This is a genomic window from Psittacicella melopsittaci (assembly GCF_003585925.1).
Taxonomy (GTDB): Bacteria; Pseudomonadota; Gammaproteobacteria; order Enterobacterales; family Psittacicellaceae; genus Psittacicella; species Psittacicella melopsittaci.
The window spans coordinates 22,709-47,113 of the sequence record NZ_NRJH01000014.1 but is presented as its reverse complement, the minus strand read 5'-3'; the positions used below and the strand labels follow the sequence as shown (position 1 = coordinate 47,113).

Sequence of the window (24,405 nt, the reverse complement as noted above, 5' to 3'; positions counted from 1 at the left end):
TTTTTCCAAGAATTTATTTTATTATATTACGAAAATCGAAATTAACCATAACAAGAATTTGCTCTAGATGATAAGAGATTTCGCGTAAATTCGAAAGTACACCCTTAGTAAAGAGATACTCTAAAACATCTAGTGCCAAATTAGAAAAGATATAACTCTGTAGCTCTAAATCTTCTGGTTTTTTCTCAGGAAAAGCTAATAACGAAAGCTCACTAAAACGATTACTTACCATTTTAATCATATCCTGACGTAAGTGATGACGAGGCGTATTTACTTTCCAGAGAGCGAGAATTTCACCACGCATTGCATAGAGATTATTTATATGATGATCAAGAAAGTCATTGAGATCACCATATTTAGTTCTCTTTTCCCAAGTTTTATCAAGATTTATTTTAACTGCTTCGATCATTTTGCCAATCAGATCATCTTTACAAGTATAGTACTTATAAAAAGTAGCTCGGTTTACTAGAGCCTTTTGCAAAATGTCTTCTACCCGAATTGAGTGATATTCTTTTTCATTAAGCAATTCTAACATTGCCATACGAATTTGAACATGAGTCCTCTCAACACGTAGATCTACTTTTTTCCCTTGTAACTCTAAGGGTGGAGAGATTTTACTGTACATTGTATTCTTAATTTAAATTGGAGACTAAATAATTACTTACTCAAAAGTCTTATTATAAAACATTTAACTTAGTATTTGCTCAATAAAAAACTCCCCTCTGGTCAGAGGGGAGCTTTTGGTTAAGAAAGCCTATGCAGCTACTTTACCTTTATTTGGATGTTGTAATTTGTCTAGTTTTTTCTTAACTTGATCGTAAATTTTATTTACTGCTTCGGTAATTGATACATAGCAATCTGTTGCTGAACCACGTGCGAAGAAGCGACCTAAATTGGTTTGTACTTCATATTCAGTTACGTAGTTTGCCCCATCTTTTTTCAGAGCTAAAGTATTGTAGCTTAGATCTACTTTTAATTTAGATAATTTACCTACAACTTTGTCTGCATGAGATTTGATAGCATCAGTTACTTCAAATGCTTTACCTACGACATCTAGAGCCATATTCAACTCCTTATTTTGGTTAAGAAAAGTTAAAGTTCCTTTAAAGCAAAAACTTTAAAGACCAGTAGACTTTAAGCTCGGCTCTTTATACCTCACTTAGCCACAACTTAATAATCTACTCTGTGAACCAAAGAGAAAAAGAAAAGCTTCTGAAACCTTCATTTGTCTTTGGTTCTCTTTTGATATTTTCCTTACACTTCCATTTTATGAATAATTTTTCCTTTTGTCAACTAGAGAACAGGGAAAATATTTCTTTTTTGCTTTTATTTTCTTAATTCACTGATTTTTATAGATAATTTTTTAAATATTTCTAGGGTATAAATTGTGGGTATAAGCTATTAGCTTCTTGTCCCTCTCTTAAAAAAAGTCCAGATTTCTTGCCTGTTTAGCTAAAAAACTAGATTTGCTACATTAGCTGAGGAAAAAGTGCATTTGCTTTTTGTTTTTGCTTTTAGGTAAGTTTATTTACCTCTCTAAGACCCAACTAACATTGAAAACTAATACCTAATTAACTTTGCAGCTAAGACCTATATTTTTGCTGATCAACTCTATAATTTTTTTCTTCTCTTTGTTGTCTCAAGCTTTTTTATTTCCTTTATCCGTTAATTTAAAAAATAACCGTCCTAAATTATTGATTTTTGGTTTTTAAACCTTATATTGCATAGCATGGAATAAAAGCGTTTATCCCATTTTTTTATAAACTCACTCTATGCAAAGTAATATGAAATTAACAAGCAAATTAATTGCGGTAATAGGTACTGGCTTGGTTAGTTTAACTAGCTCATTGAGTGCCTTTGCCAGCCAAACTTTAACTTTACCTAATTTAAGCTCTCCATTAACCTTTACTAATGTAGAGTCAGAGAAATATCGTGACCTAGCCCAACAGTATGAGCAACTACCAACAGATAAGCTCGCCAAAGAGGTAAAAAACTTAAGTAAGACCCAAGCTGCTCAGGACTTTAATAAAATTAGTCCCCAGCTCGATAATCTCCTTGTTGAAAAGCTAAGTAATCGCAATCTTGATTATCGGCAATATCTTAATGTAATTTTCTCGGTATTATCCAATATCAACTTACGTTATTCTCTTACCGAAACTAGTTACACATCACAATCTATGGAACAGTTTGTTAGCTATTATCTTGCTTGCTCTACTTACCAAGATCGCACGCAAAATAATCTGGGCAACTGTAATAATGTTATTAGATTTGGTAATCTAATGCTCAATGATCCTAACTTTATGGAAACCTTAGGTCTGCTTAGTCTTTATCAAGGTTTTAACTATAACCAAGAAAAAGGTAGTCTTAGTTTAGCTGCTACAAGTAAGTTAGAAATCCTAAAAAGTACCGAGTTTGGGAAAAACTTGAGCCGTGACTTTTACTGGCAACCGTATAGTTATAAACAATACTATACTATTGGTGGTCCTGCCTTAAGTTATCTCAAAACAACTTACGGAATTCAAATTTCTCCAGGTCTTGGTAACTATCCAAATCTAGTGCAATAATAAAAGCTCAGGGCAAAACCCTGAGCTTTTATGATAAAATGAAAATAATTTTTTTTCTTTGGCTTACGTTATGTTAAAAAAACTTTCTTTTCTTGCTTTAATCGCTAGCCCTGTATTAGCACAGGCAAGCACTCTTGCTGAACAAGTACAACAACAAATTCAAGATCGCCCTTACCTTATTTCTACTGCTAAAAACTGGCAAAATATGGTACACGGGGCTTTTGGGACAAGTAAGGTAACTGCATCTGATTTAGCTTACCTAACCCAAGCTTATTTTTCGGTAATAAATCGTAATTATCAAATTACTCCTACATCCTACCAAAGTGCAGATGTAGATGCCTTTGTTAAGCTAGCTCATAGCTGTCAAGCTTACCTCGAACAAGAAGGTACTAGTGCTCCTTATGCAGCCGACTGTCAAGCTTTACTTGAAGTATATGCTGGAGCGGCTTATAAAGCTGATGTAGCACAAAGTCTTGGCCTCCTAGGCTTAAGAGAAGATTTAAGTGAACTGCAAGCACCAACGGCAAGCCAACAAAGTCAGCTTCAGGCTTTATTAAATCCTGATAACCTGCAAAAGAGCTTTAAGTTTTATCAAGTAACCTATGAAGATTATGAGCAACATAAGCTACCTGCTTACTTTGCCCAACACTATAAAATTTATCTCGTTCCTGATCACGAGTTTGGAAAATAATTATGCGTCACAAGTTTATTCTCACTCTTAGCCTCGCCTTAGCTAGCGTTACAGCTATGGCCTCTACTTCTGTAGATAAACTCTCGCAAACTCAACTCGAAAAGCATTATCATACTTTAGTGCAAAGCAATGAAGCAAGTATTCATAAAATAAAAAGCTTTCTTCTTGCTTTTAATGAATTTAGTGCAGGAAAACAAATTACGCCAGGTGAATTTGTTCAATATGTTAGTGGCTCGTTTCTTGCCGAATTAAATAAAAACTTTGGTATAACTGCCAATAGTTATACCCAAGATCCACAAGTAAGCAATTTTGTTGATCTCGCTCAAACTTGTAATGAGCTTTTTAGACGCAATAGTGCCTTACTAAAAGATGATGATACTTGTAGCTTTGTGGCAGCTATTTACCTCACTGCAGGTTATGATGCCAATGCTCTACAGTCCATGGCTTTATTAGGAACCTTACAAACGCTCGAAATTAATGCCAAACAAGGTACGCCTCTTGATCCTAGACAACAAGCTCTAGTCCAAGCAAAAGACAAGTTACGTGACTATAACCTTGGCTTTACCTTGCGTTTACCGCAAGAAAGCTATTTCCTTAATCCTGAAACACGTGAGCAAATTTATAATCTTTACCACGTGCGACTCGTAGGACAAGGAGAGTAGCGACAAACAAAAAAAGAACCTTGGACAAGCCTAGGTTCTTTTTTACCAAATCTCAACGCTAAATATACCACCCCAGTGGAGAAAAAATGTTGCAAAAATATCTCGTTGCTACGAGTTTAGCTTTAACTAGTTTAGGGGCTATAGCTTCTAGCTATGATCCCCATGCTATCCCAGATTATCGTAACTATACTCTAGCTAAGTTAGAAGCTGAGTATAGAAATAATACTTATACTCGATCTTTTTACCAAGAATATCTAACGAAAAAATTTACTTCTTTTAAAAAGAAGCATGCTAATAAAGATCTTAGCCCTACAGATTTTTTAAGGCTCGTAAGCTTAGAGTTCTTTCCTCAACTTAATAAAAACCTTGAGATAACCTATGGCATTACGGATAATATCAATACCACCTATGTTTATCTCCCAAGTACTGAGCTAACTAATCTAGTTAAGCTTTCTGAGCTCTGCCTCTCTCTTTATGAACAGAGAAGTAAACTAGTTTACGATTACTCTTTTGGTAATGCCTGTGAACTAACAGCAGACTTATATTATGTCTTTAACTATAATCCCGACTTTCTCCAAACTATGGCTCTAGTGAGCACTAAAGGCGAGCTTAGTAAGGTAAGAAACAAGAGGTCTCTGTCTTCGAGCCAACAACAGTTAGTTAAAACTAACTTAGATATGCTGGGCTATAAATTCAGATTCTCTTTTATTAATACTGACAGCTATTTTCATGAAAATCTAATCGCTTTTATTAAAAGAGTTTATGACGTTAATATCATAGTTGAGCAGTAAAATGGCTTTTACTAAGCCAAAGAAAAAGAAAAAATTATTCCCCTTAGGTAAACCTAAGGGGATTTTTTTGTACAAAAAAATAGGTCAAATGACCAGTTTTGACAAATTTTATCTCGTTAATTTTTCTGAGGTTTTATAATATTTTATATAGCCTCAAGTTAATCGTTTAGTAAATTACCCTGTGCTTTGTGGCTAATTCGAACAAGCTTATTAAAAATATCTTTGAACATTTACACTTATACTAAATCTCAACTGTAAATATATCACCATATGGAGAATTAATGCTAAAAAAGACTCTCGTTGCAACAAGTTTAGCTTTAACCAGTTTAGGCTCTTGGGCTTTTCTTTTCCCAAATAAAATCCCAGATTATAGTAGCTATCTGACTCCAATGCTAGAACTTGAGTATAATAGATACAGCCAGCTTCTCAGTAATTATGATACTTACTTAGAAAGGGTTTTACAAGAATTTAGAAGTCGCAATGGCTTTGGCGGAATACAAGCTAGTCCTATTAAATTTATAAGTTTAGTAAGTTTATACTTCTTGACTCCACTCAATAAAGATTTTCAAGTCAACCACTTTTATCCCCCTAGATATACCCAAAGTCAAGAACTTGTAGATCTCGTTAAAATGTCTGAACTTTGCTATTATCTTTATGAAAGAAATAGCTTCTATGTTTCTGATTCAAACTATAATAATGCTTGTAAGAGAATTATAAATTTCTATTATCTCTTTAATTACAACCCAGAGTTTGTCCAAACTATAGCTCTAATTACCACTAAAAGCTATATCGAAAATAAAAGAAATCAATATACTCTTTCGTTTAGTGAAAGGAAACTCAAAGAGAACAACTTGGATAATTTTGAACTTAGTTTTAAATACACTCTTCTAAATGCTAATAACTATTTTAATGAAAATATGAGAAATTACGTTCGTAATACTTATGGCGTTTTTATTGTTAATCAATAATAAATCTAGCCTGATATAAGGATAAACACTTCCCCTTGGGTAAGCCTAAGGGGATTTTTTGTGCAAAAATAGGTCAAATGACCAGTTTTGACAAATTTTATCTCGTTAATTTTTCTCGCGTTTTATAATATTTATACAAGGATCTATTTCCTTAACTTAGAGGAACTTCCTCAAAGTTATATTTTTTTCTCAACTTAAATTACAACAACTTGGAGAATGTTTATGTTTCGTAAAACTCTTCTCACCTTAGGCATAGCTTTGGCAAGTTGTAATGTATTTGCCACAGACTATAGTAACTACTCCTATACTCAACTCCAACAAGAGCATAGTCGCTTAGAAAAAGCAACCATAGAAGATCTAAGATGGTTTCTAAAGGTAACTAATCTAATGAAACAAGAATTTGGTGGTAAAAGCATAACTCCATATGACTTGCTTGAATCATTTAGTGGATTTTACTTTTATCGAGTAAATCAAAACTTTAAAGTTGTGGGTAAAAACTACTACCATGACCCTAGGGTTACAAATTTAGTAAATCTACATGATGTTTGTGTCCTACTTTGGCAGCATACAAACGAAATTGATGCGGTATGCCAGGCTATTGGTTACCTTGTCATACTTGCAGGCGGAGATACAAATTCCTTCCAAACTTTAGCGATTTTAGGACCTGGAAGACTTATAAACAGAAATAAAGATTATGAAGTTACAGCTCAACATACACTTTTAGCACAGATAGCAAAGAACTGGGATAAGTATAATTATAGTTTTACACCCAATCTACCTACCCAAAACGAATTGCTTAATAATGAGCTTTTTACAAAAGCCGTTTCTTCATTTCTTAACCTAAATTTAATTGCTCCCAAATGATAGGTTCTTTTAGCTTGGGAGTTAAATAAATATCTCTTCTAGATGCTAATAACTTCTTTAATGAAAACATGAGAAATTACGTTCGTAATACTTATGGAGTTTTTATTGTTAATAGATAATAAATCTAGCCTGATAAAGGATAAACACTCCCCCTTGGGTAAGCCCAAGGGGATTTTTTGTGCAAAAATAGGTCAAATGACCAGTTTTGATAAATTTTATCTCGTTAATTTTTCTGAAGTTTTATAATAATTATATAAGGATCTATTTCCTTAACTTAGAGGAACTTCCTCAAAGTTACATTTTTCTCAACTTAAATTACACCAACTTGGAGAATGTGTATGTTTCGTAAAGCTCTTCTCACCTTAGGTATAGCTCTGGCAAGTTGTAATGTATTTGCCACAGACTATAGCAACTACTCCTATACTCAACTCAAGCAAGAACATAGCCGCTTAGAAAAAGCAACCCTATCCGATCTCACATTTTTTCTGAAGTTAACTAGTCTAGTAAAAGAAGAATATGGTGGTAAAAGTATGACTCCTTATGACTTGCTTAAAATAATTCATGGACCTTACTTTTATTATGTAAATAAAGACTTTAAAGTTGTAGGTAATAACTATTACCATGACCCTAAGGTTACAAATTTAGTAAATCTACATGAGGTTTGTTACCAACTTTGGCAGCATACAAAAGAAATAGATGAGATATGCCAAGCTATTACTTTCCTTGCCATATATTCAGGTGGAGACATAAACTCCTTACAAACTCTAGCGATTTTAGCACCTGGAACATTTATAAGCAAATATCCTAATCATGAAGTTACAGCTCAACATACACTATTAGTACACCTATCAAAGAACTTGGATAATTATAATTATAGTTTTAAACTCTATCTACCTACCCAAAACGAATTGCTTAATAATAAGAATTTTGTAGAAACCGTTTCTTCGTTTCTTAAGGTAAATTTAATTGCTCCAAAATGATAGGTTCTTTTAGCTTGGAAGTTAAATAAATACACTCTTCTAGATGCTAATAACTACTTTAATGAAAATATGAAAAATTACGTTCGTAATACTTATGGCGTTCTTGTTATTAATAAATAATAAATCTAGCCTGATAAAGGATAAACAATTCCCCTTGGATAAACCCAAGGGGATTTTTTTGTGCAAAAATAGGTCAAATGACCTGTTTTGATAAATTTTATCTCGTTAATTTTTCTGAGGTTTTATAATAATTATATAAGGAACTATTTCCTTAACTTAGAGGAACTTCCTCAAAGTTATATTTTTTCTCAACTTAAATTACAACAACTTGGAGAATGTTTATGTTACGTAAAACTCTTCTCACCTTAGGTATAGCTTTGGCAAGTTGTAATGTATTTGCCACAGACTATAGTAACTACTCCTATACTCAACTCCAACAAGAGCATAGTCGCTTACAACAAGCAACGCTAGAAGATCTCAAATCGTTTTTACAGTTAACAACTTATGTAAAAGAAGAGTATGGTGGTAAAAGCCTAACTCCATATGAGTTGTTTGCATTAATTCATGGACCTTTCTTTTATTATGTAAATCAAGACTTTAAAGTTGTAGGTAACAACTACTACCATGACCCTAGGGTTACAAATCTAGTAAGTTTCTATAAGGTATGTGTCCAAGTTTGGCGGCATACAAAAGAAATAGATGCAGCATGCCAAGCTGTTACTTACCTTATCGTATTTTCAGGTGCAAACGCAGATATCTTACAAACTTTAGCGATTTTAGGACCTGCTGCATTTATACAAGATTTTCCTAAGTATGAAGTTACAGCTCAACATACACTCATAGTGCAGATAGCAAATAACTGGAGTAAGTATAATTATAGTTTTAAACTAGATCTACCTACTGAAAACGAATTGCTAAATAATCAGTATTTTAAAGAAGGCGTTTCTTCATTTATTAACGTAAATTTAACTGCTCCAAAATGACAGTTCTTTTAACTTGGGAGTTAAAGAGCCATTATTCTTTTGCCACTTAAGTTAATTTTACCTCTTTACCCTCTAGCTTAAACTAACAACTTATTCGTACGATCTAAAAAAAGAGAACCCTAGAATTATCTAAGGTTCTCTTTACTTTTTTTTCTCACCAATTTTGGTTAATTATTTAAATTAGTGATCAACTAAAATCCAGAATAAATGAATCAAAAAAAAGAAGGGAGAGATAAAGCGGAGCAAAAGGAATAGAAGAAGGGACAAGGAGAATATAAATATAGAAAGAAAAGCCAAAGCTTAAGCAAAAAGAAAAATATTGGCTAAAAAGAAAAAATAACTCATGCCATAAAAGCTTAATCGACTTATTTTGATCAAAAATAATCATTTTTTTGTAAAAAAATGCCACTGATGACCACTCTTGATAATTACATATAAACGACAATTAAAGCTTGTTTATAATAGAAATATAGGGATAAAACAAGGTCTAAACTACTTATTAAATAAGTAGCAAACTCCTTAAAATAACATAAACACTTTACATTTTTTCATCCCTAGCTATAGAGTTAATTAACTCTATTTATACTTCTCAACTAAAAATATATACAACCAAACTTGGAGAAAGATCATGCTTAGAAAAATCCTTCTCACACTCTGCCTTATCTTTACTTGCTTCAGTGTTATGGCAGCCGATTACAGTAAGTACTCAAGAGCCCAGTTACAGCAAGAATACGATAGACTTATAAAAATCCATTCCCAAGATTTAGCCAACTACCATATTTTTGTAAAATATATGAAGCAATACTTTGCTGGAAAGCAAATGCCTTATTCTAAGTTTATCCAATATTTTGCCAGTGGTTATCTTTATACGATTAATCAAAACTATACTATAAATAATTACACTTATAGACATGATCCACATGTAGACAGCTTTAGCGATCTAGGTGAATTATGTAATTTTATATACACTCCAGATAATAATACAAATACAAACGTAGATTGTTTACATTTTGCAACTATATATGCGTTTGCAGACTATAATCGAGATACCTTAAAAACCTTGGTCCTTTTGGGTACTTTTTTAGCTATTGATAGAAAAGATGACAATCAATTAACTGCTAAAGAGAGAAGAATGCGTGCGTTTGATGCTGATTTCAAAAATTACAATATTGACTTTAACTTAAGAGGTAATATTAATTATAAGGCTTTAAAAAAAGATTACAAAGAACTAATCTATGCTGTTTTTAAAATCCACATTGTCGATGAGGATTAAATAAGATACAAAAGTGAGGAAAAAAACTTGTTCGTTAAACCCCTATTTACATTTATTCTGGCTCTAGCTAGTCTAGGTGCTATAAGCAGCGAGTATAAGCACTACTCTAACACCCAATTACAACAAGAGTACAATCGCCTTTATAACCAAAACGCAACAGCCGTTCGCGAACTAGCGACAACCATTCGTGAATTACGTCAAGAAGCCGTAGGCGAAGAAATTGGTGCTCACCAATTTATTGTCTATTTTTCTGCTTTAGTTTTTGCTGATATCAACAAGAACTATAGCATTAACAATTATACTTATCGTCAGGATCCCCGTGTGCTGAGTTTTGTGAATCTAACCGATGTTTGTTATCAGTTAACGGTGAGAAATAATAATGTAGCCCCAAATAGTGCTTGTGAAGCGACTAATGTTCTATATATGGTTGCCAAATATAATCGCCAAACTCTGCAAAGCATGGCTTTAGCTGGGGTTGTCTTTATGGCTGTGTTGCAACAAGAAAACAACATGCCTCTAACGCAAAAGCAAAGAGCCTTAATTAACTTATCAAAAAATCCTGACGCATATAATTATGGCTTTAAACCTTATTTACCAGAATCTGGAGATTATTTAGATAACCAAACTCTATATGATTTTTATACAACCTTTAATGTTCGTTTAGTAAGAGACTAGTCTGCCTTATCTCAACTTAAAATGTACTTCTCTGCAAGGAGAATAAATATGCTAGGTAAAACTTTACTTGCCCTAGGTCTAGGAATTAGCACTCTAGGGGTACAAGCAATTCCAAAATATGAAAACTATTCTTATACCCAATTGCAACAAGAGCTTCAACGTTTAGTGCCCCTAACTGACGTAAACCTAATTATGATTAACTTTAATTTAAATATTCTAAAAAAATTGCATAATGGACGTCAAGCTAATGCTAAAGAATTTTTAGAGCTATCTTCTTATATACTCTTTTCCTATTTTAATGAAAATTACACATTAAATGGGAATACTTATCGGGCAGATCCTCGTATCATCGATATAGTAAAACTGTTTGATACTTGCTATCACTTAACTAAATATATACAAAGTTATGACGAGCTAACAGTACATTGTAAATCCGCACTATTAATTTATCTTATTGCTGACTTCGATCCAGACGCTCTTTTAACTATTGCTACTTATGGCTCTATAGTAGATGCTCAACTTAAACAAAGTAAAAATGAGCCTCTTAGTAATAAGGAACTTGCTTTAATTGGCTTACTTAATAAATACGTTGGCTCTATTGATTTTGGTTTTACGTTTAAACTCCCACCTTTTTCCGTATACTATGACAAAAAACGTAATGAGGTATTTAAAGAATCTTACAATGTAGACCTAGTTCCGGATCAATAGTAATCTAAAACACCTAGCCTGCACAATCAGCCTAGGTGTTTACTTTTATTAGCGGAGATTACTTTTTTACCTACTTATAAAATATTCGCTATTTTACATAAATTTTGCCTATAATAAAACTTATAGACAACTCTTAATTAAAACTATGTTACGTAAATTTATTCTCACCGCCACCTTAGCTCTAACTACTTTAGGAGCTATGGCAGCTCCTAATTACCGCCAATACAGCGATGCTCAATTGCAGCAAGAATTTACTAAACTCGAGCAAGCAAATGCAACTACTTTAGCTTATCTCAAAGAAGAAATTAATAACTTTGCCACAGATTTTGGGGAAAGAGAGTTTTCTGTAGATAGATTTTTATCTCTTGCTACAGGCTATATTCTTGCCGACCTAAATCAAAACTTTACCATTACTCCTACTACTTATCGTCAAGATCCTCGCATAACTAACCTCGTTAACCTTGCTGATGTTTGTTATCATTTGAGTATTAGGAATAACTACGAGTCCCCAAATCAAACCTGTAGTACGGTTTTTCCGATTTACCTCTTAGCCTATTTTGATCGTGATTTACTCCAGTCATTAATAATTGTTGGTACTTCATTTAATGCTTATGTGCAAGAACACAATAATATTCCTCTGCAAGCAAACCAACAGGCTCTTCTTAATACAGTAGAGAATCTTGATAATATGGATTTGGGCTTTAAAGCAAAAATACCTGATGAACAAGTCTACTTAAAAGATAATATGAAAAAATCTATCTATGCAGCTTACAAGGTTCATCTTTTACCTAATTCTGCGGAATAAAATAAAAATAGCACTTAAAAAATCCGAGGTTAAGCCTCGGTTTTTTCGGAAAAATATTTTTCCTTGGATATAATAGAAGAATAGACAAATTTTCTTGGTTATTTATTTTTTGCTTTTTGGCACCTCTGCTTTTTTCTCTCCCCCTAACTTAGGTTAATTATTTAAACAATTAGTCATTAATCTTTACCTTAGCTTTAAGCTAATTATCCGTAAATAGCTAGAGAAAACCTTTTACTTAACCCTAAGGAGAGTGATTATGCTAAGTAAACCTCTTTTAACTATAGCTTTGGCTCTAACATCTTTAGGCGTTATAGCTACTCCTAACTATAGTAACTACTCAGATAAACAATTACAACAAGAATTTCAACGCCTTGAAAAACTAAATACCGATACCGTAACCAACCTCAGAACAAAACTCGTTAACTTTGTTAGAGTTAATGGCGGTAAACAACTAACTGCCCAAAGTTTTTTGCGTCTTGCCTCAACCCAACTTTTAGCTGATTTTAATCAATACTATTCGTTGCAAGGCTTAACTTACACTTCGGATCCACGCATAACCAATCTGGTTAACCTCTCCCAAGTGTGCCTTGAATTTATTGCTCGTGGACAAGATTTTGCTCAACTAAGTCAAAGCTGTAAAACTGTTAGTCGCCTCTATGTTATTGCCGAACTCAATAGTAATGCTTTATATTCTTTAGCTCTCTTTGGCACTTTATTTAAAGTTGCCGATCTCGAGGACAAAAAACAGCCTCTTACTACTAAACAAAAGGCTTTATTACAAATTCCTAAAAATCCAGGTGCCTATAAATTAGGTTTTGCCTTATATATTCCAGGCAATAGACTCTATGCCGATGCAAGTACGCGCCAAACTATTGAAACTATTTACAAAGTCCAATTGATTGCCGATTAAAAAAAGTGTGATCTTTGCCCACTTTTAGGAAAATAATCACTTGTACTTAAATTAACTTGGCTATAATAAAAGTACCAACTCTTTTTTAACCTACTCTAAGGAGTTATACCATGCGTAAGTTACTTCTTAGCCTCTGCTTCGGGGCTATTGCCACTGCTAGTTTAGCAGCGAACTCCATTCCTCAGGCACAACTAAATAATTTAGTAAAAGAGAATTCGGACTATTTAGCAATAGTTAATGAATTTCTTCCCAAAGAATTTATCGGTCCCAACCAAGGTAAGGCTCTTAGCTATGCAGATTTTCAAGAGCTATTAATAACTAAGTTTTTCTTACCTCTAAATAAGAGCTATAGCCTTACTGTAGAAAATGGCTATACTTCTGCCTCGGTTGAGAGTTTTCTTAAAGTCTATCAAACTTGTGAAAACTTAAAAAATACGCTTGATCGTAATACTCTAAGAGAACTCGATCGTGAATACCAACATCTATGTGCTAAAACTATTTTAGTTTACTCTCTTGCAGGTAATAGTCCTGACTATGTTTACTCTTATAGTTTAGCTGCCATTACGCAAAATGTGCCAACCTTGCAAAACATAGCTGCTAAGGCTCCCCTAAAATTTACCTATGCTTTACCTAGCTATGAACATTATGTCAAGGAAGGCATTTTTCCTAATGTAAAAGAATCATTTCGCATAACTATTGTGCAAAGTTTACCTGAATAAAATCAAGGCTTCTAGCAACCGCTAGAAGCCTTAATTCTTATCTTAGTTAGTTAAATTAGTGGTGATGATGAGCACAACCACAGCCACAAGCATGAGCTTCTTTAGTAAAGTCTAATACTTTACGACCTTGGATCTTACCAGCATGCATTTCTTCGAATACTTGACCTACTGCATCTACAGGGCAAGTTTCTACTACAGGTTTTACTAAGCCACGTGCACCAAAGTCAAATGCTTCAGCAAGATCTTCACGTGTACCTACTAATGAACCTACTACTTCGATACCATCAAACACTAAACGTGGGATTGATAAGTCCATAGTATCAGGTGGTAAACCAATACATACTACACGACCGCCTGGACGTACTGCATCAACTGCTTGGTTGAAAGCAATTTTTGATACAGCAGTACAAATTACCCCTTGAGCTCCACCGTCGGTAATTTCTTTAATACGTGCAACTGTATCTTCTTTTTTTCCATTGATAACTACTTCAGCACCAACTTCTTTAGCTAGAGCTAGTTTGTCATCGTTAATATCTACCGCAATTACGCGTAGACCAAGAGCTTTAGCGTATTGTACCCCGAGGTTACCTAAACCACCAGCACCAAATACTACTAACCATTGTCCTGCTTTAACGTTAGATACTTTAACGCCTTTATAAGTAGTTACCCCCGCACAAGTAATTGAAGAAGCTTGTACTGGATCTAAAGCGTCTGGCACTTTAACTGCATAGTTGTCTTCTACTAAGCAGTATTCCGCCATAGCTCCGTCTACTGAGTAACCCGCATTTTTTACTTCACGACAGAAAGTCTCTCTACCTGTTACACAGTATTCACATACGCCACAACCACTATAGAACCAAGCGATAGACACACGATCACCTACTTTAAGGTTATGTACCCCTTCACCTAATTCTACTACTTTACCTATACCTTCGTGACCTAAAACAACACCTGGTTTTTTACCATAGTCACCGGCAGCAACGTGTAAGTCAGTGTGACAAACACCACAGTATTCAACTTGTACTAAAGCTTGTCCAATACCTGGAGTTGGCACTGCTTTTTCTACTACTTCTACACCGTCACCAGCTTGGTTAACAACTGCTGCTTTCATTAGTTTAGTCATGTTTTTTACTCCTAAAAATGCAAGATAGTCTTGCAAAATTGTTAAACTTGGGGTTGGTAAAGAACATGTGACTAACAAGTACCTCGGTACAAATACGTCACTTAACTGTTAAAGTTGGGATAAGTGCATGCGGTCTTTTTGCAACTCAACAGTAATTACTTTTGTCATCATTGTAAAACTATTAAATTAATTAACCAAATCTAAATTTTATTTAAGCTCTGAGGCGTTAAGTTTTTCACAAGCAAAATTTTCTGCTTAATTTTGCTTAACTTACTTAACTGCAGATCCTCATTACCCTGAGAACTATTTTCTTTTAGGTTAAAAATATTTAAATTTTTGTGAAAAAAAGCTCGCTAATTTCCTCAAATTTTACGCAAAAAATGTAAAACTTTTTGTGCATTTGTTAAATAGATAAGTAAAATAGTCAGCTTTATTTAGATTTTAATAACCTCTAGCTTAAAAATGAGGACAAAAATAAGCGTAATTTTAGCTTTTTTAGCAAAACTAAAATAAAAAAAAGGTTCATATTTTGCTTAGAGCTAAGCAAAACATAAACCAGTATACCGAAATTAAATTAATTGATTATTTTTTGAATAAATCACTGAAAATAATCCCAATTTTAGTACCTGCAATAAGCAATACTAAAGCACCTGCAACTATAGCAGCTAAGCCAACAGCTACAGATAATAAGAAACCAATGATGCTAGCTGCAAGGGCAATAGCTGCTAGAGAAATAAATACTCCTGCTACTACCACTAAAACTGCAAATAATGCTAGAGCTAAACGGTTTAAAAAAGATGGACGTTCAACTGCTGGAACAACTGAAGTTTGGCTTTGAGACATAGGTCCTCCTTTATGTAGATCAAGTGCTTACTTTTCAGTTTCTTTAAAAGAAAAAGCTGAGTAAGAGGGGATCACTTAAAGCTAGATAGGGATTAAATTTTCTACCTAGCCTTAAGCGAGAAAAATTAATCATTTATTACTTCTATATTAGCAGAAATAATTAACTTTTTTAAAGATTTTTTAAAGAGAAACTAAACTATTTTTTTGGTTTAATTGCTACTTTTAATACCCCGTCACGTTGATTTGCAAAGAGGTCATATGCCTCAACTATATCATCAAGAGCATAGGTATGAGTTACCAGAGGTTTTAAGTCAATTGTTCTTGAATCTAGAACATTTAATAGACGACGCATTCTTTCTTTACCGCCAGGACATAGAGCTGTACGAATAGTATGATCGCCCAGACCTGCTGCAAAGTATTTTAATGGAATGGTTAGGTCATCTGAGTAAACACCTAAACTCGATAAAGTACCGCCTGGTTTTAAGATAGCTAAAGCTTGCTCAAAGGTTCTTTGTGTTCCTAGAGCTTCAATTGCAGAATCTACCCCACGACCACCAGTTAATTTCATAATTTCGTCAACTATATCGCAGTTACGGAAGTTTAAAGTAACTGTAGCCCCTAGGTTTTTTGCAATCGCTAAACGCTCATCATTACCATCGATAGCGATAATTACACTTGCACCTCTTAATTTTGCCCCTGCAGTTGCACAAAGACCAATTGGACCTTGAGCAAATACAGCCACTATATCACCGATTTTAATATCAGCATTTTCAGCCCCTTTAAAACCAGTTGACATAATATCAGGACACATTAGCACTTCTTCGTCGGTTAAACCATCTGGAATAGGTGCTAAGTTTGCTTGTGCATCTGGTACTAAAACATATTCTGCTTGAGTACCGTCAATAATATTACCAAAACGCCAGCCTGCAGTTGCTTTATAACCGTGGCATGAACAAGTGCCGTCTTCGTTTAATAGGTATGAACCATCTTGTGAAGGGAAACCATCTTGACATGGGTAAGAAGTAAAGCTAGGACAGATAGCACCAGCAATAACTCTTTGCCCTTCGTGGTAACCTTTTACATTCGAACCTAATTTTTCGATAACACCTACAGGTTCATGTCCTACAGTTAAACCTTTAGCAACAGGGTATTCGCCTTTAAGGATGTGCACGTCAGTACCACAAATTGTAGTTGTAGTAATGCGTACTAAGGCATCATTTGGACCTACATCTGGAATAGGTTTATCAGTTAACTCGATACGACCTTTTTCCACAAATACCGCTGCTTTCATCATTTTAGTCATAATTAGAATCTCATTTTTTTTTGCTAATTTCTAATGAAATTATGCATATTGTTGCTTGTAATGAGAGAGAACTCTCAATTTTATTTTCTGAGAACATGAAGATTCTAACTGCAAGTAGCCTCAGCTACCAAAAAAATATAAATAATGTTAAAGGAAGGATAAAAGCCTTGAACTAGGTATACTGGAATTTAAAATAAAAGAACAAGACAATTACCTTAAACCTCAGTTTAAACTTTAAAATTATTTTATATTTTTTCTTTCTTTATTTTAGTTCTTTTACCAAGTTTATGTCCAACCTATTTTTTTCGGGAATTTGTCACAATTTTTTCTAAAAACATGACATTTGCCCACTTTTTGTGAAATGCTTTACCCGTGATAAATAAGCATAAACCCAAAAAGGCTTCTTGAAAATTCAATTTTATTTACAAAAAGTGTGAATTATGACCAGTTTTCTGATTAATTTCGATCAAAAACTCACAAAAACTTTTTTCTTATTCTGTGATCTACGTCACACTTTTGCGCAAAAACCCACTTATAACTAAAATACCTTAATTTTTTTGTTTTTTATCCTCAAGCAATTAAGAAAAAGTACGATATTATCGGCTTTGTCTTAAGTCACAATACCTAAAATGAAACAATAATAGCCATTTTAGGTACTACTTAAATAAAATAAAACCCTTATACTTTACAAGGTTTTTAGCTCCTTTTTGAGGCAAAAAAATTCTCCGTAAGGGAGAAAATTAAAGAGAATATCTAGAGATTTTTATTTTTTGGAGGAGATATTTTTGGTAAGTTATTAGTAAGGATATTACTAATAATTTGTGATCAACTTAACCCTACCATTTATTTGAAGTAAACAAATTGCCTCGTTAACTTATATCTAAAGTAAACTCTAAAAGATTATAAGAACAGCAAAGTAGAAAAGCAGGGAAACTACTATCCATAAGTTATTCGTTAAAGTTAGGTATTTTTTATATTATTTTTAGTCTTGTTATTAAAAGCGGTTGGTTATTTATTTTTATCTAACTTTTTTAACTTTTTGGACTTACAGAGGTTTCTAACTTTTCAGATTAACAGATTTTCCTAACTTTTCAGACTAACATATTTTCCTAACTTTTCTGACTAATCGACTTTCTCTTACCTTTTCTCTATGTTTTTTTATTCCTCTATCTTTCTTTTACCTTCTTTTGTCTACTTTCTCATCTTTTTGCCTTTATTTGACTAACCGACTTTTATTAACTTTTCTCTATGTTTTTTATTCCCATATCTTTTTTTTTACTTTCTTTTGTCTTATTTCTCACCTCCTTACCTTTATTTGACTAACCGACTTTTTATTAACTTTTCTCTATGTTTTTTTTATTCCTCTATCTTTTTTTTACTTTCTTTTGTCTACTTTCTCATCTTTTTTTGCCATTATTTCTCTAAAGTAATAAAAGAAATAATAAAAAACTAAAAAAATCTAAAAAAGAGACTAAAAACAAAGGCAAAAAGCTTAAAAAACCAACTTTCCCCTCAAATTATTAAGCTATATTTTTTAATTTAAGTCCTATTTCTTGAGTATTTAGCTCGGTTAAATATAGCAAAAATGATCTTTTTTGATCAATATTGGCATTTTTGCAACAAAAAAGTGTGACTCATGCCACAAAAAAGAATAAAACTTGTTGCCCTATCTTTTTTTACCCCAAAATAGTGTTAAACTAGAAATAGAAAAAGAGACATATGTTAGATCGAAATACTTAGCAACCAAAGAAAATACTCTCGTCTTAGCATATTCTTAATCTCGTTTGTTATTTGTCTAGGAGAAGGTTCCCGTTAATACCTCAACTCCATTATAAAAACAAAACCTCATATTCTAAGAGATAAAAGTTGATCTACTCCAAGTGGTTTTAGTTATTTTCGCAAATCTCTACTGGGTTCAAATTTGAGTAGATATCAGTTAGCTCTGCCCATCAGTTAACAAGAACTTCTTCCTAGACATTTTTTCTTAATCCTTTTTGCAAAGTTTTACAAGGTAATACTTTAAAAAAAGCATTAAGCTTAGTTTTTTACATTACTTTGGCGCTCAATTATAAGAACCAATTTTTTGATGCGTGTTGGATACTAGATCCTCGCATAACTATAGCAAGTTTAAATCGCTCGGTTCGTCTCAAATATCTATGCGTCCAAAGCCTTAGATGATGTCTTGTTGGCGGTTGGCTAAACCGCAGTAGAAAAGCCTAATTTTTTATGGTCAACTGCTAACAAGGGATCTTACCGTATTAGTTTTTAGGCTGCTTGTGGGGCGACCCCTTGTAGCTTAGCCTAACTACAGAAGCAAAGTAAGTTGCTCGTGGTAGTTAGGTAGAACTATTTTCTTAGGTCTAAGATATGCTTAGCTTAAGGTAGTAAAGAACTTGAACCCTTTCCTAGGTAGATCCATTTGCTCAAAAATACCATGATTGGAAGCATTTGCGACAGTTTTAGGTCGAAAGATGAAGAACTTGGCAAGGCGCTATTCGTTCAAGTCTGGGAGGTCTCATGGACTATCTCAGGCGTACGGTACCCGTGTCTAGTGCATGCTATCGGATATAGTCCCACTTAGGCAGCCAAGGGAGTAGTTGAGTAGTGGTGCCTAGAACAACTAAGTTAATAGTTCCCGCTAGTTCCTCAAGGTCGGCATTCCTGACCTTGTGGAAAGAGCGGTTTTTTGCTGTCTCTAGGTTCGCCTTAAGTTGTGAGTAAATTAAATTCCTATCCTACTTATCGCACAAAATATAATTAATTTACTTCACATACTTTCGCTTAATACAATTATGATGATTGTATTTTACTTTTCCATCTACTGCTTAAAGGTGAATGAATCAACTTTAAGCCTGAAGAGGTTAAATGAAACGTTCCAGAGTATTAACTATGCGTTCTTTTATTGTTAAAAGAGAACGTCGCAGAAGAATTACGCGATTTATGCAAGAAAACTTTGCACCAATAATCGATGCAAAAGTAGAACTTACAGAAGGTTAGTTATACTTAAGTACTTTCATTTTCAGGAAAAACTTACTCTCTTCTACAACCAGGAGTTTTAATTAAATGACTAAAACAATGTTAGCTGCACGTTGGCATAAAGTAAAAGATATTCGTGTTGAATCAATTGAAGTTCCAGAAATTAAAGATCCACATGAAGTTAAGGTTAAATTAAAGTTCTGTGGTATCTGTGGTTCTGACTTACATGAATATCTTGCCGGTCCAATCTTTATCCCAGTAGATAAACCACACCCTATCTCTGGTGATGTAGCTCCAATCGTAATGGGGCACGAATGGTCTGCTGAAGTTGTAGAAGTAGGTCCAAAAGTTACACGTGTTAAAGTAGGTGATCGCGTATGTTGTGAACCTATTTTATCTCCGCACAAAGACGGACGTTACTTATTATCTGAGTACCACTTATCTCCATTATTAGGCTTCCAAGGTCTATCTGGTGGTGTTGGTGGTTTCTCTGAGTACTCAGTTGTTGGGGAACACATGTTACATAAAATCCCTGACAGCGTAAGCTACGAGCAAGCTGCTCTAGTTGAACCAGCAGCAGTAGCAGTGCACGCAGTACGTAAATCAGGTTTACAATTAGGTGAATCTGCAGTAGTATTTGGTGCTGGTCCAATCGGTTTATTGGTAATCGAAGCTTTAAAAGCAGCTGGAGCTGGAACAATTTTTGCTGTAGAAGTAAACGAAACTCGTCGTGCTCGTGCTAAATCTTTAGGTGCAATTCCATTAGATCCAACTGAAGTAGATGTAGTTGCTGAAGTTCAGCGTTTAACTGACGGTGGTGCAGACTTTACTTTTGAAGTAACTGGTGTGCCTCAAGTATTAGAAACATCTATTTTAGCTGCACGTACTGGTGGTACTGCAGTAGTAGTATCTATTTGGGAACGTCGTGCAGACTTCCAACCAAACGTATTAGTAATTCCAGAAAGAACTTTACGTGGGGTAATCTGCTATAACAACGACCACCCAACAGTATTAAAATTAATGGAGCAAGGCTACTTCAAAGTTGAAGATTTTGTAACTAAGAAAATCGCTCTTAAAGATGTAGTAACTGAAGGTTTTGATGCTTTAGTAGCAGATAAATCACAAGTTAAAATCCTTGTAGTTCCACCTACAGAAGAATAATCCAACATGCAACAAAAGGACTGGTGTCATACACTAGTCCTTTTGTCGTGGTATAATAGAGAAAGTTTTTATTAATCTTTTGAAAAAAATTATGCGCAAACTACTACTAACTTTAAGTTTAGCTACTTTAGTAGCTGGTGGAGCTTATGCTCAAGGTAATAACACAACTTTAGAGTCTTCTCCTGAATTACAAAACACTTTTGCTCAATACCGTAGTAACATTAACTTTAACTTTGCTTTAGGTTATGGTTTTACTAAATTTGGTAACATTGACCACAGTTTTACTGGTCCCGTAGCAAAATTAGGTGTAGACTTTAGAGTAGCTAGCCTTGGTACTACCCACCAATTTTATTTTGGTCCAGAAGTTGCCTTTGCTTATAGCTCAAAATCTCTTGATAGCAGCAAATTCAAAGGTCAAGAAGCTGGCACTAATGTAGACACTAAAGTTACTCAATATACTGTAGGGGTAAAAGGTACCTACTTAATCTCAACTCCTGACTTACTTGTGAATCACTACATTAGCCTTGGTTTAGGGATGAACAATGTTCACTACTCTTTAAATACAGGTGAAGGAACAACACAAAATAGTCATGGCATGTATGCAAGCCTTGAAGGCGGGGTTAAATTTAAATTCGGTTTAACTCTAGGTTTAGAATACCGTCACGCTTGGAAAACAGGCTTAAAAGATACAGCATTTGATGATAGCTCTAATGCTCTTAACCTTTTAGTGGGTTATAGTTTCTAATTTAAATTAGCTAAGGCTCTATTGCGAGGCAATAGAGCCTTTTGCTTACAAAAAAAGTCGCACTTTGACAAGTACGACTAAATTACATTTAAACATTAACTGAAAAAGCGGGTTAGTGAAAAAATACTAAGAAAATTTCTTAGTAGGATCCTCAAAACTTAAAGGAAAAACCTTTAAGTAGCTTATTCAGCACACTCATATTTTACCCCAATTTTTCCTCAAAGTGATAGGTTTTTCTAAAAAAAGTTTCACTAAGTGGTGATTAATAATAATTGTTATTATCTAGAGAAAAAAGAAGAAAAACCAACCTTATGGAGAATTAGCAAAAGAAAAAGTAAAAGTAACTACTTTATAGCAAACTTACTAATTTACTCTGCCCCATGGTCAAAAAAAGCTCAAAACTACTTTGTTACTTCGAGCAAGATCTCAAGACTCTAAGCAAATAAAATTTAGCTTATAAAAGCTATATATAGCCTTGTTTTGCTTAAGCTATACCTAAATAACCCTCTAGCCTTTTTTGTGGAAATATGAGCTTCTAAATGCTAAATTTAGCTACTTCTAGGGCTACTCTTATATGGGCTATAGCTCAATTAAAAATAGAACTTTAATATTCTTTTTACTCAACTAAATGCTAGCCCTTTATCTCAACTAAAAGCCGACTTTGATATTATCTTTAACTCAACTAAAAGTAAAACCTTTGATCCAAGGCAAATTAACCCAAAAGGCAAATTAACAAAAAAAAGAAGGGAAGAGAGGCTAATCTCTCTTCCCTAACTTTATTTTATATTCTAATTTTTTACATTCTTATTCAAGCTTAAGCTAATTATTTAATGTCTTTGAGAATTTTTTCTACATCCACACCTAATTCTTTTAATTGTGCGTAGATAGAATCTTCAAGACGTTGAATTTCACGTTTTTCAATCTCGATATTACGTAACACTTCTTCTAAATCGATTGGCTCTTCTTCTTCATAAGTCTGAACATAACGAGGAATATTTAGGTTGTACTCATTCTCTTCAATTTCCTCAAGAGTTGCAACGTGAGCATATTTGTCTACGTCTACACGATTAATGTACGTTTGAAGAATTTTCTCAATATTTTCTTCAGTTAGACGGTTTTGACGTTTATCTTTCTCAAACTCAGTTGATGCATCGATGAATAATACATCATTGGTTGTACGACCTTTTCTGAAGATTAAGATAATTGTTGGAATACCTGTACCATAGAATAGGTTGCTTGGTAAACCAATTACTGCATCTAAATAGTTTTTCTTAATTAGATTTTCACGAATTGTTGCTTCGGCAGCACTACGGAATAAAACCCCGTGTGGTAAAACAATCCCCATGGTACCATGATCATCTAAGTGGTATAGACCATGTAATAAGAAAGCAAAGTCAGCTTTAGTTTTAGGAGCTAATTTACCATAAGGTGAGAAACGTGGATCATCTTCTTTGTTTTGTGGATCCCAGTGTGCAGAGTAAGGAGGGTTAGCTACTACTGCATCTACTTTTATTGGAGTTTTCTTACTATCTTCCTTAACTGGATATTGAAAATCTAGAGTATCCCCTTCACTTAATTCAAAGTTATCTGAATTAACCTCATGCATAAAGAGGTTCATACGTGCTAAGTTATAAGTGGTATAGTTTTTCTCTTTACCATAGAATCTTATGAGATTTTCTTTTTGTCTTTCAGTAATCTCAATATTTTCTTCTTCTAACCTTTCAAGAATTGATTGACGCACAGTTAAAAGTAATGAACCTGAACCACAAGTAGGGTCAAATACGGTAATTTGACTATTTTGTACTTTACGATTTATTTCTTCTGAAGCTTTTTTATCACTTATTAAATTATAGCTAATGATTTTTGAAATAAGTACACTAACTTCATGTGGTGTATAGAACTCACCCCCAGATTTACCAGCACTCGCCGCAAATTTACCGATTAAATACTCATAGATAGCTCCAAGTAAATCCTGACCTGATTCGTCTTTGAATGGCATGCCTTCTAACTTGGTTACTAATTTATTTAGATTATTTATACGTTCATTTGTGGTAGAACCAATTTGAGGTGAATTAATATTTACAGCGTGGAAAATATTTTTAAGAGAATTTTTTCCTGTATTATCCTCGTTAAATGCCACAAATGCGTTTTGGTAAATATTATAATTTATGGTATTAGTTTCGATATTGTCTAGTAATGCATCCCAACAATATTCAGGACGGATAATATATGGTCTACCTGCTCGATTGAAGGAATCTGCAAGTTCTCCCTTAATAAATTTTTCTCTTTTTTGATCTTCGTTTAAGCCCTGGTACTCTGCTCTATTACCTACAAGTTCTACGTAGATCTTAATAGCTTCATCATATACTTTATGAAGTCTTTCTTTCCTGATTTTTTCATTAACTAGGTTATCAAGTTCCTCTTTAGATAAATCTTTATTAGCTTCCCCAAAAGCTGCTTTAATGAACTCTTTAATGATAGGTTCAAGTTGTACGTTTAGGTAACGATAGAAAAGGAAACCTAGAATATAGTTTTTATAGTCATTTGCATCCATACCTCCACGTAAATCGTTAGCAATACTCCAAACTTGGTTAAAGATCTTTTGTTTGTCTACTTTGTTTGCTGTAACTGAATCTTTAATTTCTGAAGTCATATTAAATT

General features: G+C 33.7%; 23 protein-coding genes. 17 read left to right on the top strand and 6 right to left on the bottom strand.

The genetic code is table 11. The annotated features are described in order from the left end of the window. Nucleotides 1–13: 13 nt before the first annotated feature. Together CJP74_RS01840 and CJP74_RS01835 are read right to left on the bottom strand one after the other, a co-directional pair. Complete coding sequence (locus tag CJP74_RS01840; protein WP_119496576.1) at nt 14–625, bottom strand: TetR/AcrR family transcriptional regulator; 612 nt, start codon at nt 623–625, stop codon at nt 14–16. Nucleotides 626–754: 129 nt separating this feature from the next. Further along, on the bottom strand, nt 755–1,063 hold the full coding sequence (locus CJP74_RS01835; RefSeq protein ID WP_119496575.1) for an HPF/RaiA family ribosome-associated protein: 309 nt from the start codon (nt 1,061–1,063) through the stop codon (nt 755–757). A 721-nt stretch (nt 1,064–1,784) separates the two neighbouring features. Between CJP74_RS01835 and CJP74_RS01830 the strand changes: the two genes are divergently transcribed. From CJP74_RS01830 to CJP74_RS01760, 14 genes are all read left to right on the top strand, one after another. Continuing rightward, nucleotides 1,785–2,564, top strand: coding sequence for a hypothetical protein (locus CJP74_RS01830; protein ID WP_147397043.1), 780 nt, complete (start codon nt 1,785–1,787; stop codon nt 2,562–2,564). Between the two features lie 70 nt (nt 2,565–2,634). After that, nucleotides 2,635–3,255 carry a hypothetical protein gene (locus CJP74_RS01825; protein WP_119496573.1) on the top strand — a complete coding sequence of 207 codons (621 nt, stop codon included), beginning with the start codon at nt 2,635–2,637 and terminating at the stop codon, nt 3,253–3,255. A 2-nt stretch (nt 3,256–3,257) separates the two neighbouring features. Beyond that, complete coding sequence (locus tag CJP74_RS01820) at nt 3,258–3,917, top strand: hypothetical protein (protein ID WP_119496572.1); 660 nt, start codon at nt 3,258–3,260, stop codon at nt 3,915–3,917. A gap of 86 nt (nt 3,918–4,003) precedes the next feature. Beyond that, nucleotides 4,004–4,708 carry a hypothetical protein gene (locus tag CJP74_RS01815; RefSeq protein WP_119496571.1) on the top strand — a complete coding sequence of 235 codons (705 nt, stop codon included), beginning with the start codon at nt 4,004–4,006 and terminating at the stop codon, nt 4,706–4,708. A gap of 281 nt (nt 4,709–4,989) precedes the next feature. Further along, nucleotides 4,990–5,676 carry a hypothetical protein gene (locus tag CJP74_RS01810; protein ID WP_119496570.1) on the top strand — a complete coding sequence of 229 codons (687 nt, stop codon included), beginning with the start codon at nt 4,990–4,992 and terminating at the stop codon, nt 5,674–5,676. 222 nt (nt 5,677–5,898) lie between these two features. Beyond that, nucleotides 5,899–6,540: a hypothetical protein gene (locus CJP74_RS01805; protein WP_119496569.1), complete on the top strand. Its 642-nt coding sequence runs from the start codon at nt 5,899–5,901 to the stop codon at nt 6,538–6,540. A gap of 338 nt (nt 6,541–6,878) precedes the next feature. Then, nucleotides 6,879–7,520, top strand: a complete 642-nt coding sequence (locus CJP74_RS01800) for a hypothetical protein (RefSeq protein ID WP_119496568.1) — start codon at nt 6,879–6,881, stop codon at nt 7,518–7,520. A 341-nt stretch (nt 7,521–7,861) separates the two neighbouring features. Continuing rightward, entirely contained in the window at nt 7,862–8,503 is a 642-nt protein-coding gene (locus CJP74_RS01795; protein ID WP_119496567.1) for a hypothetical protein, read from the top strand. A 682-nt stretch (nt 8,504–9,185) separates the two neighbouring features. Beyond that, nucleotides 9,186–9,776: a hypothetical protein gene (locus tag CJP74_RS01785; RefSeq protein ID WP_147397042.1), complete on the top strand. Its 591-nt coding sequence runs from the start codon at nt 9,186–9,188 to the stop codon at nt 9,774–9,776. Between the two features lie 27 nt (nt 9,777–9,803). Then, the gene (locus tag CJP74_RS01780; protein ID WP_119496564.1) at nt 9,804–10,451 is read left to right on the top strand and encodes a hypothetical protein; all 648 of its coding nucleotides are present in this window, start codon (nt 9,804–9,806) and stop codon (nt 10,449–10,451) included. A 48-nt stretch (nt 10,452–10,499) separates the two neighbouring features. Next, complete coding sequence (locus CJP74_RS01775; protein WP_119496563.1) at nt 10,500–11,159, top strand: hypothetical protein; 660 nt, start codon at nt 10,500–10,502, stop codon at nt 11,157–11,159. Between the two features lie 145 nt (nt 11,160–11,304). Beyond that, nucleotides 11,305–11,964: a hypothetical protein gene (locus CJP74_RS01770; RefSeq protein WP_119496562.1), complete on the top strand. Its 660-nt coding sequence runs from the start codon at nt 11,305–11,307 to the stop codon at nt 11,962–11,964. 256 nt (nt 11,965–12,220) lie between these two features. Continuing rightward, nucleotides 12,221–12,874 carry a hypothetical protein gene (locus CJP74_RS01765; protein ID WP_119496561.1) on the top strand — a complete coding sequence of 218 codons (654 nt, stop codon included), beginning with the start codon at nt 12,221–12,223 and terminating at the stop codon, nt 12,872–12,874. A gap of 110 nt (nt 12,875–12,984) precedes the next feature. Continuing rightward, nucleotides 12,985–13,593: a hypothetical protein gene (locus CJP74_RS01760; RefSeq protein ID WP_119496560.1), complete on the top strand. Its 609-nt coding sequence runs from the start codon at nt 12,985–12,987 to the stop codon at nt 13,591–13,593. Nucleotides 13,594–13,648: 55 nt separating this feature from the next. Here the strand turns inward: CJP74_RS01760 and adhP are convergent, their stop codons facing one another. The 3 genes from adhP to CJP74_RS01745 form a co-directional block, all read right to left on the bottom strand. Then, nucleotides 13,649–14,716: an alcohol dehydrogenase AdhP gene (adhP, locus tag CJP74_RS01755; RefSeq protein WP_245958030.1), complete on the bottom strand. Its 1,068-nt coding sequence runs from the start codon at nt 14,714–14,716 to the stop codon at nt 13,649–13,651. A gap of 582 nt (nt 14,717–15,298) precedes the next feature. After that, complete coding sequence (locus tag CJP74_RS01750; protein ID WP_119496559.1) at nt 15,299–15,559, bottom strand: hypothetical protein; 261 nt, start codon at nt 15,557–15,559, stop codon at nt 15,299–15,301. 196 nt (nt 15,560–15,755) lie between these two features. After that, entirely contained in the window at nt 15,756–16,862 is a 1,107-nt protein-coding gene (locus tag CJP74_RS01745) for an NAD(P)-dependent alcohol dehydrogenase (protein ID WP_119496558.1), read from the bottom strand. Between the two features lie 2,865 nt (nt 16,863–19,727). Here CJP74_RS01745 and CJP74_RS08275 point away from each other — a divergent pair. From CJP74_RS08275 to CJP74_RS01735, 3 genes are all read left to right on the top strand, one after another. After that, on the top strand, nt 19,728–19,859 hold the full coding sequence (locus CJP74_RS08275; protein ID WP_282432505.1) for a hypothetical protein: 132 nt from the start codon (nt 19,728–19,730) through the stop codon (nt 19,857–19,859). A 66-nt stretch (nt 19,860–19,925) separates the two neighbouring features. Further along, complete coding sequence (locus tag CJP74_RS01740) at nt 19,926–20,999, top strand: 2,3-butanediol dehydrogenase (protein WP_282432504.1); 1,074 nt, start codon at nt 19,926–19,928, stop codon at nt 20,997–20,999. Between the two features lie 91 nt (nt 21,000–21,090). Beyond that, a complete protein-coding gene (locus CJP74_RS01735) occupies nt 21,091–21,744 on the top strand; it encodes an outer membrane beta-barrel protein (RefSeq protein WP_119496557.1) in 654 nt (217 codons plus the stop codon). 823 nt (nt 21,745–22,567) lie between these two features. Here CJP74_RS01735 and CJP74_RS01725 read toward each other — a convergent pair. Next, nucleotides 22,568–24,397 carry a type I restriction-modification system subunit M gene (locus CJP74_RS01725; protein ID WP_119496555.1) on the bottom strand — a complete coding sequence of 610 codons (1,830 nt, stop codon included), beginning with the start codon at nt 24,395–24,397 and terminating at the stop codon, nt 22,568–22,570. Nucleotides 24,398–24,405 lie beyond the last annotated feature (8 nt).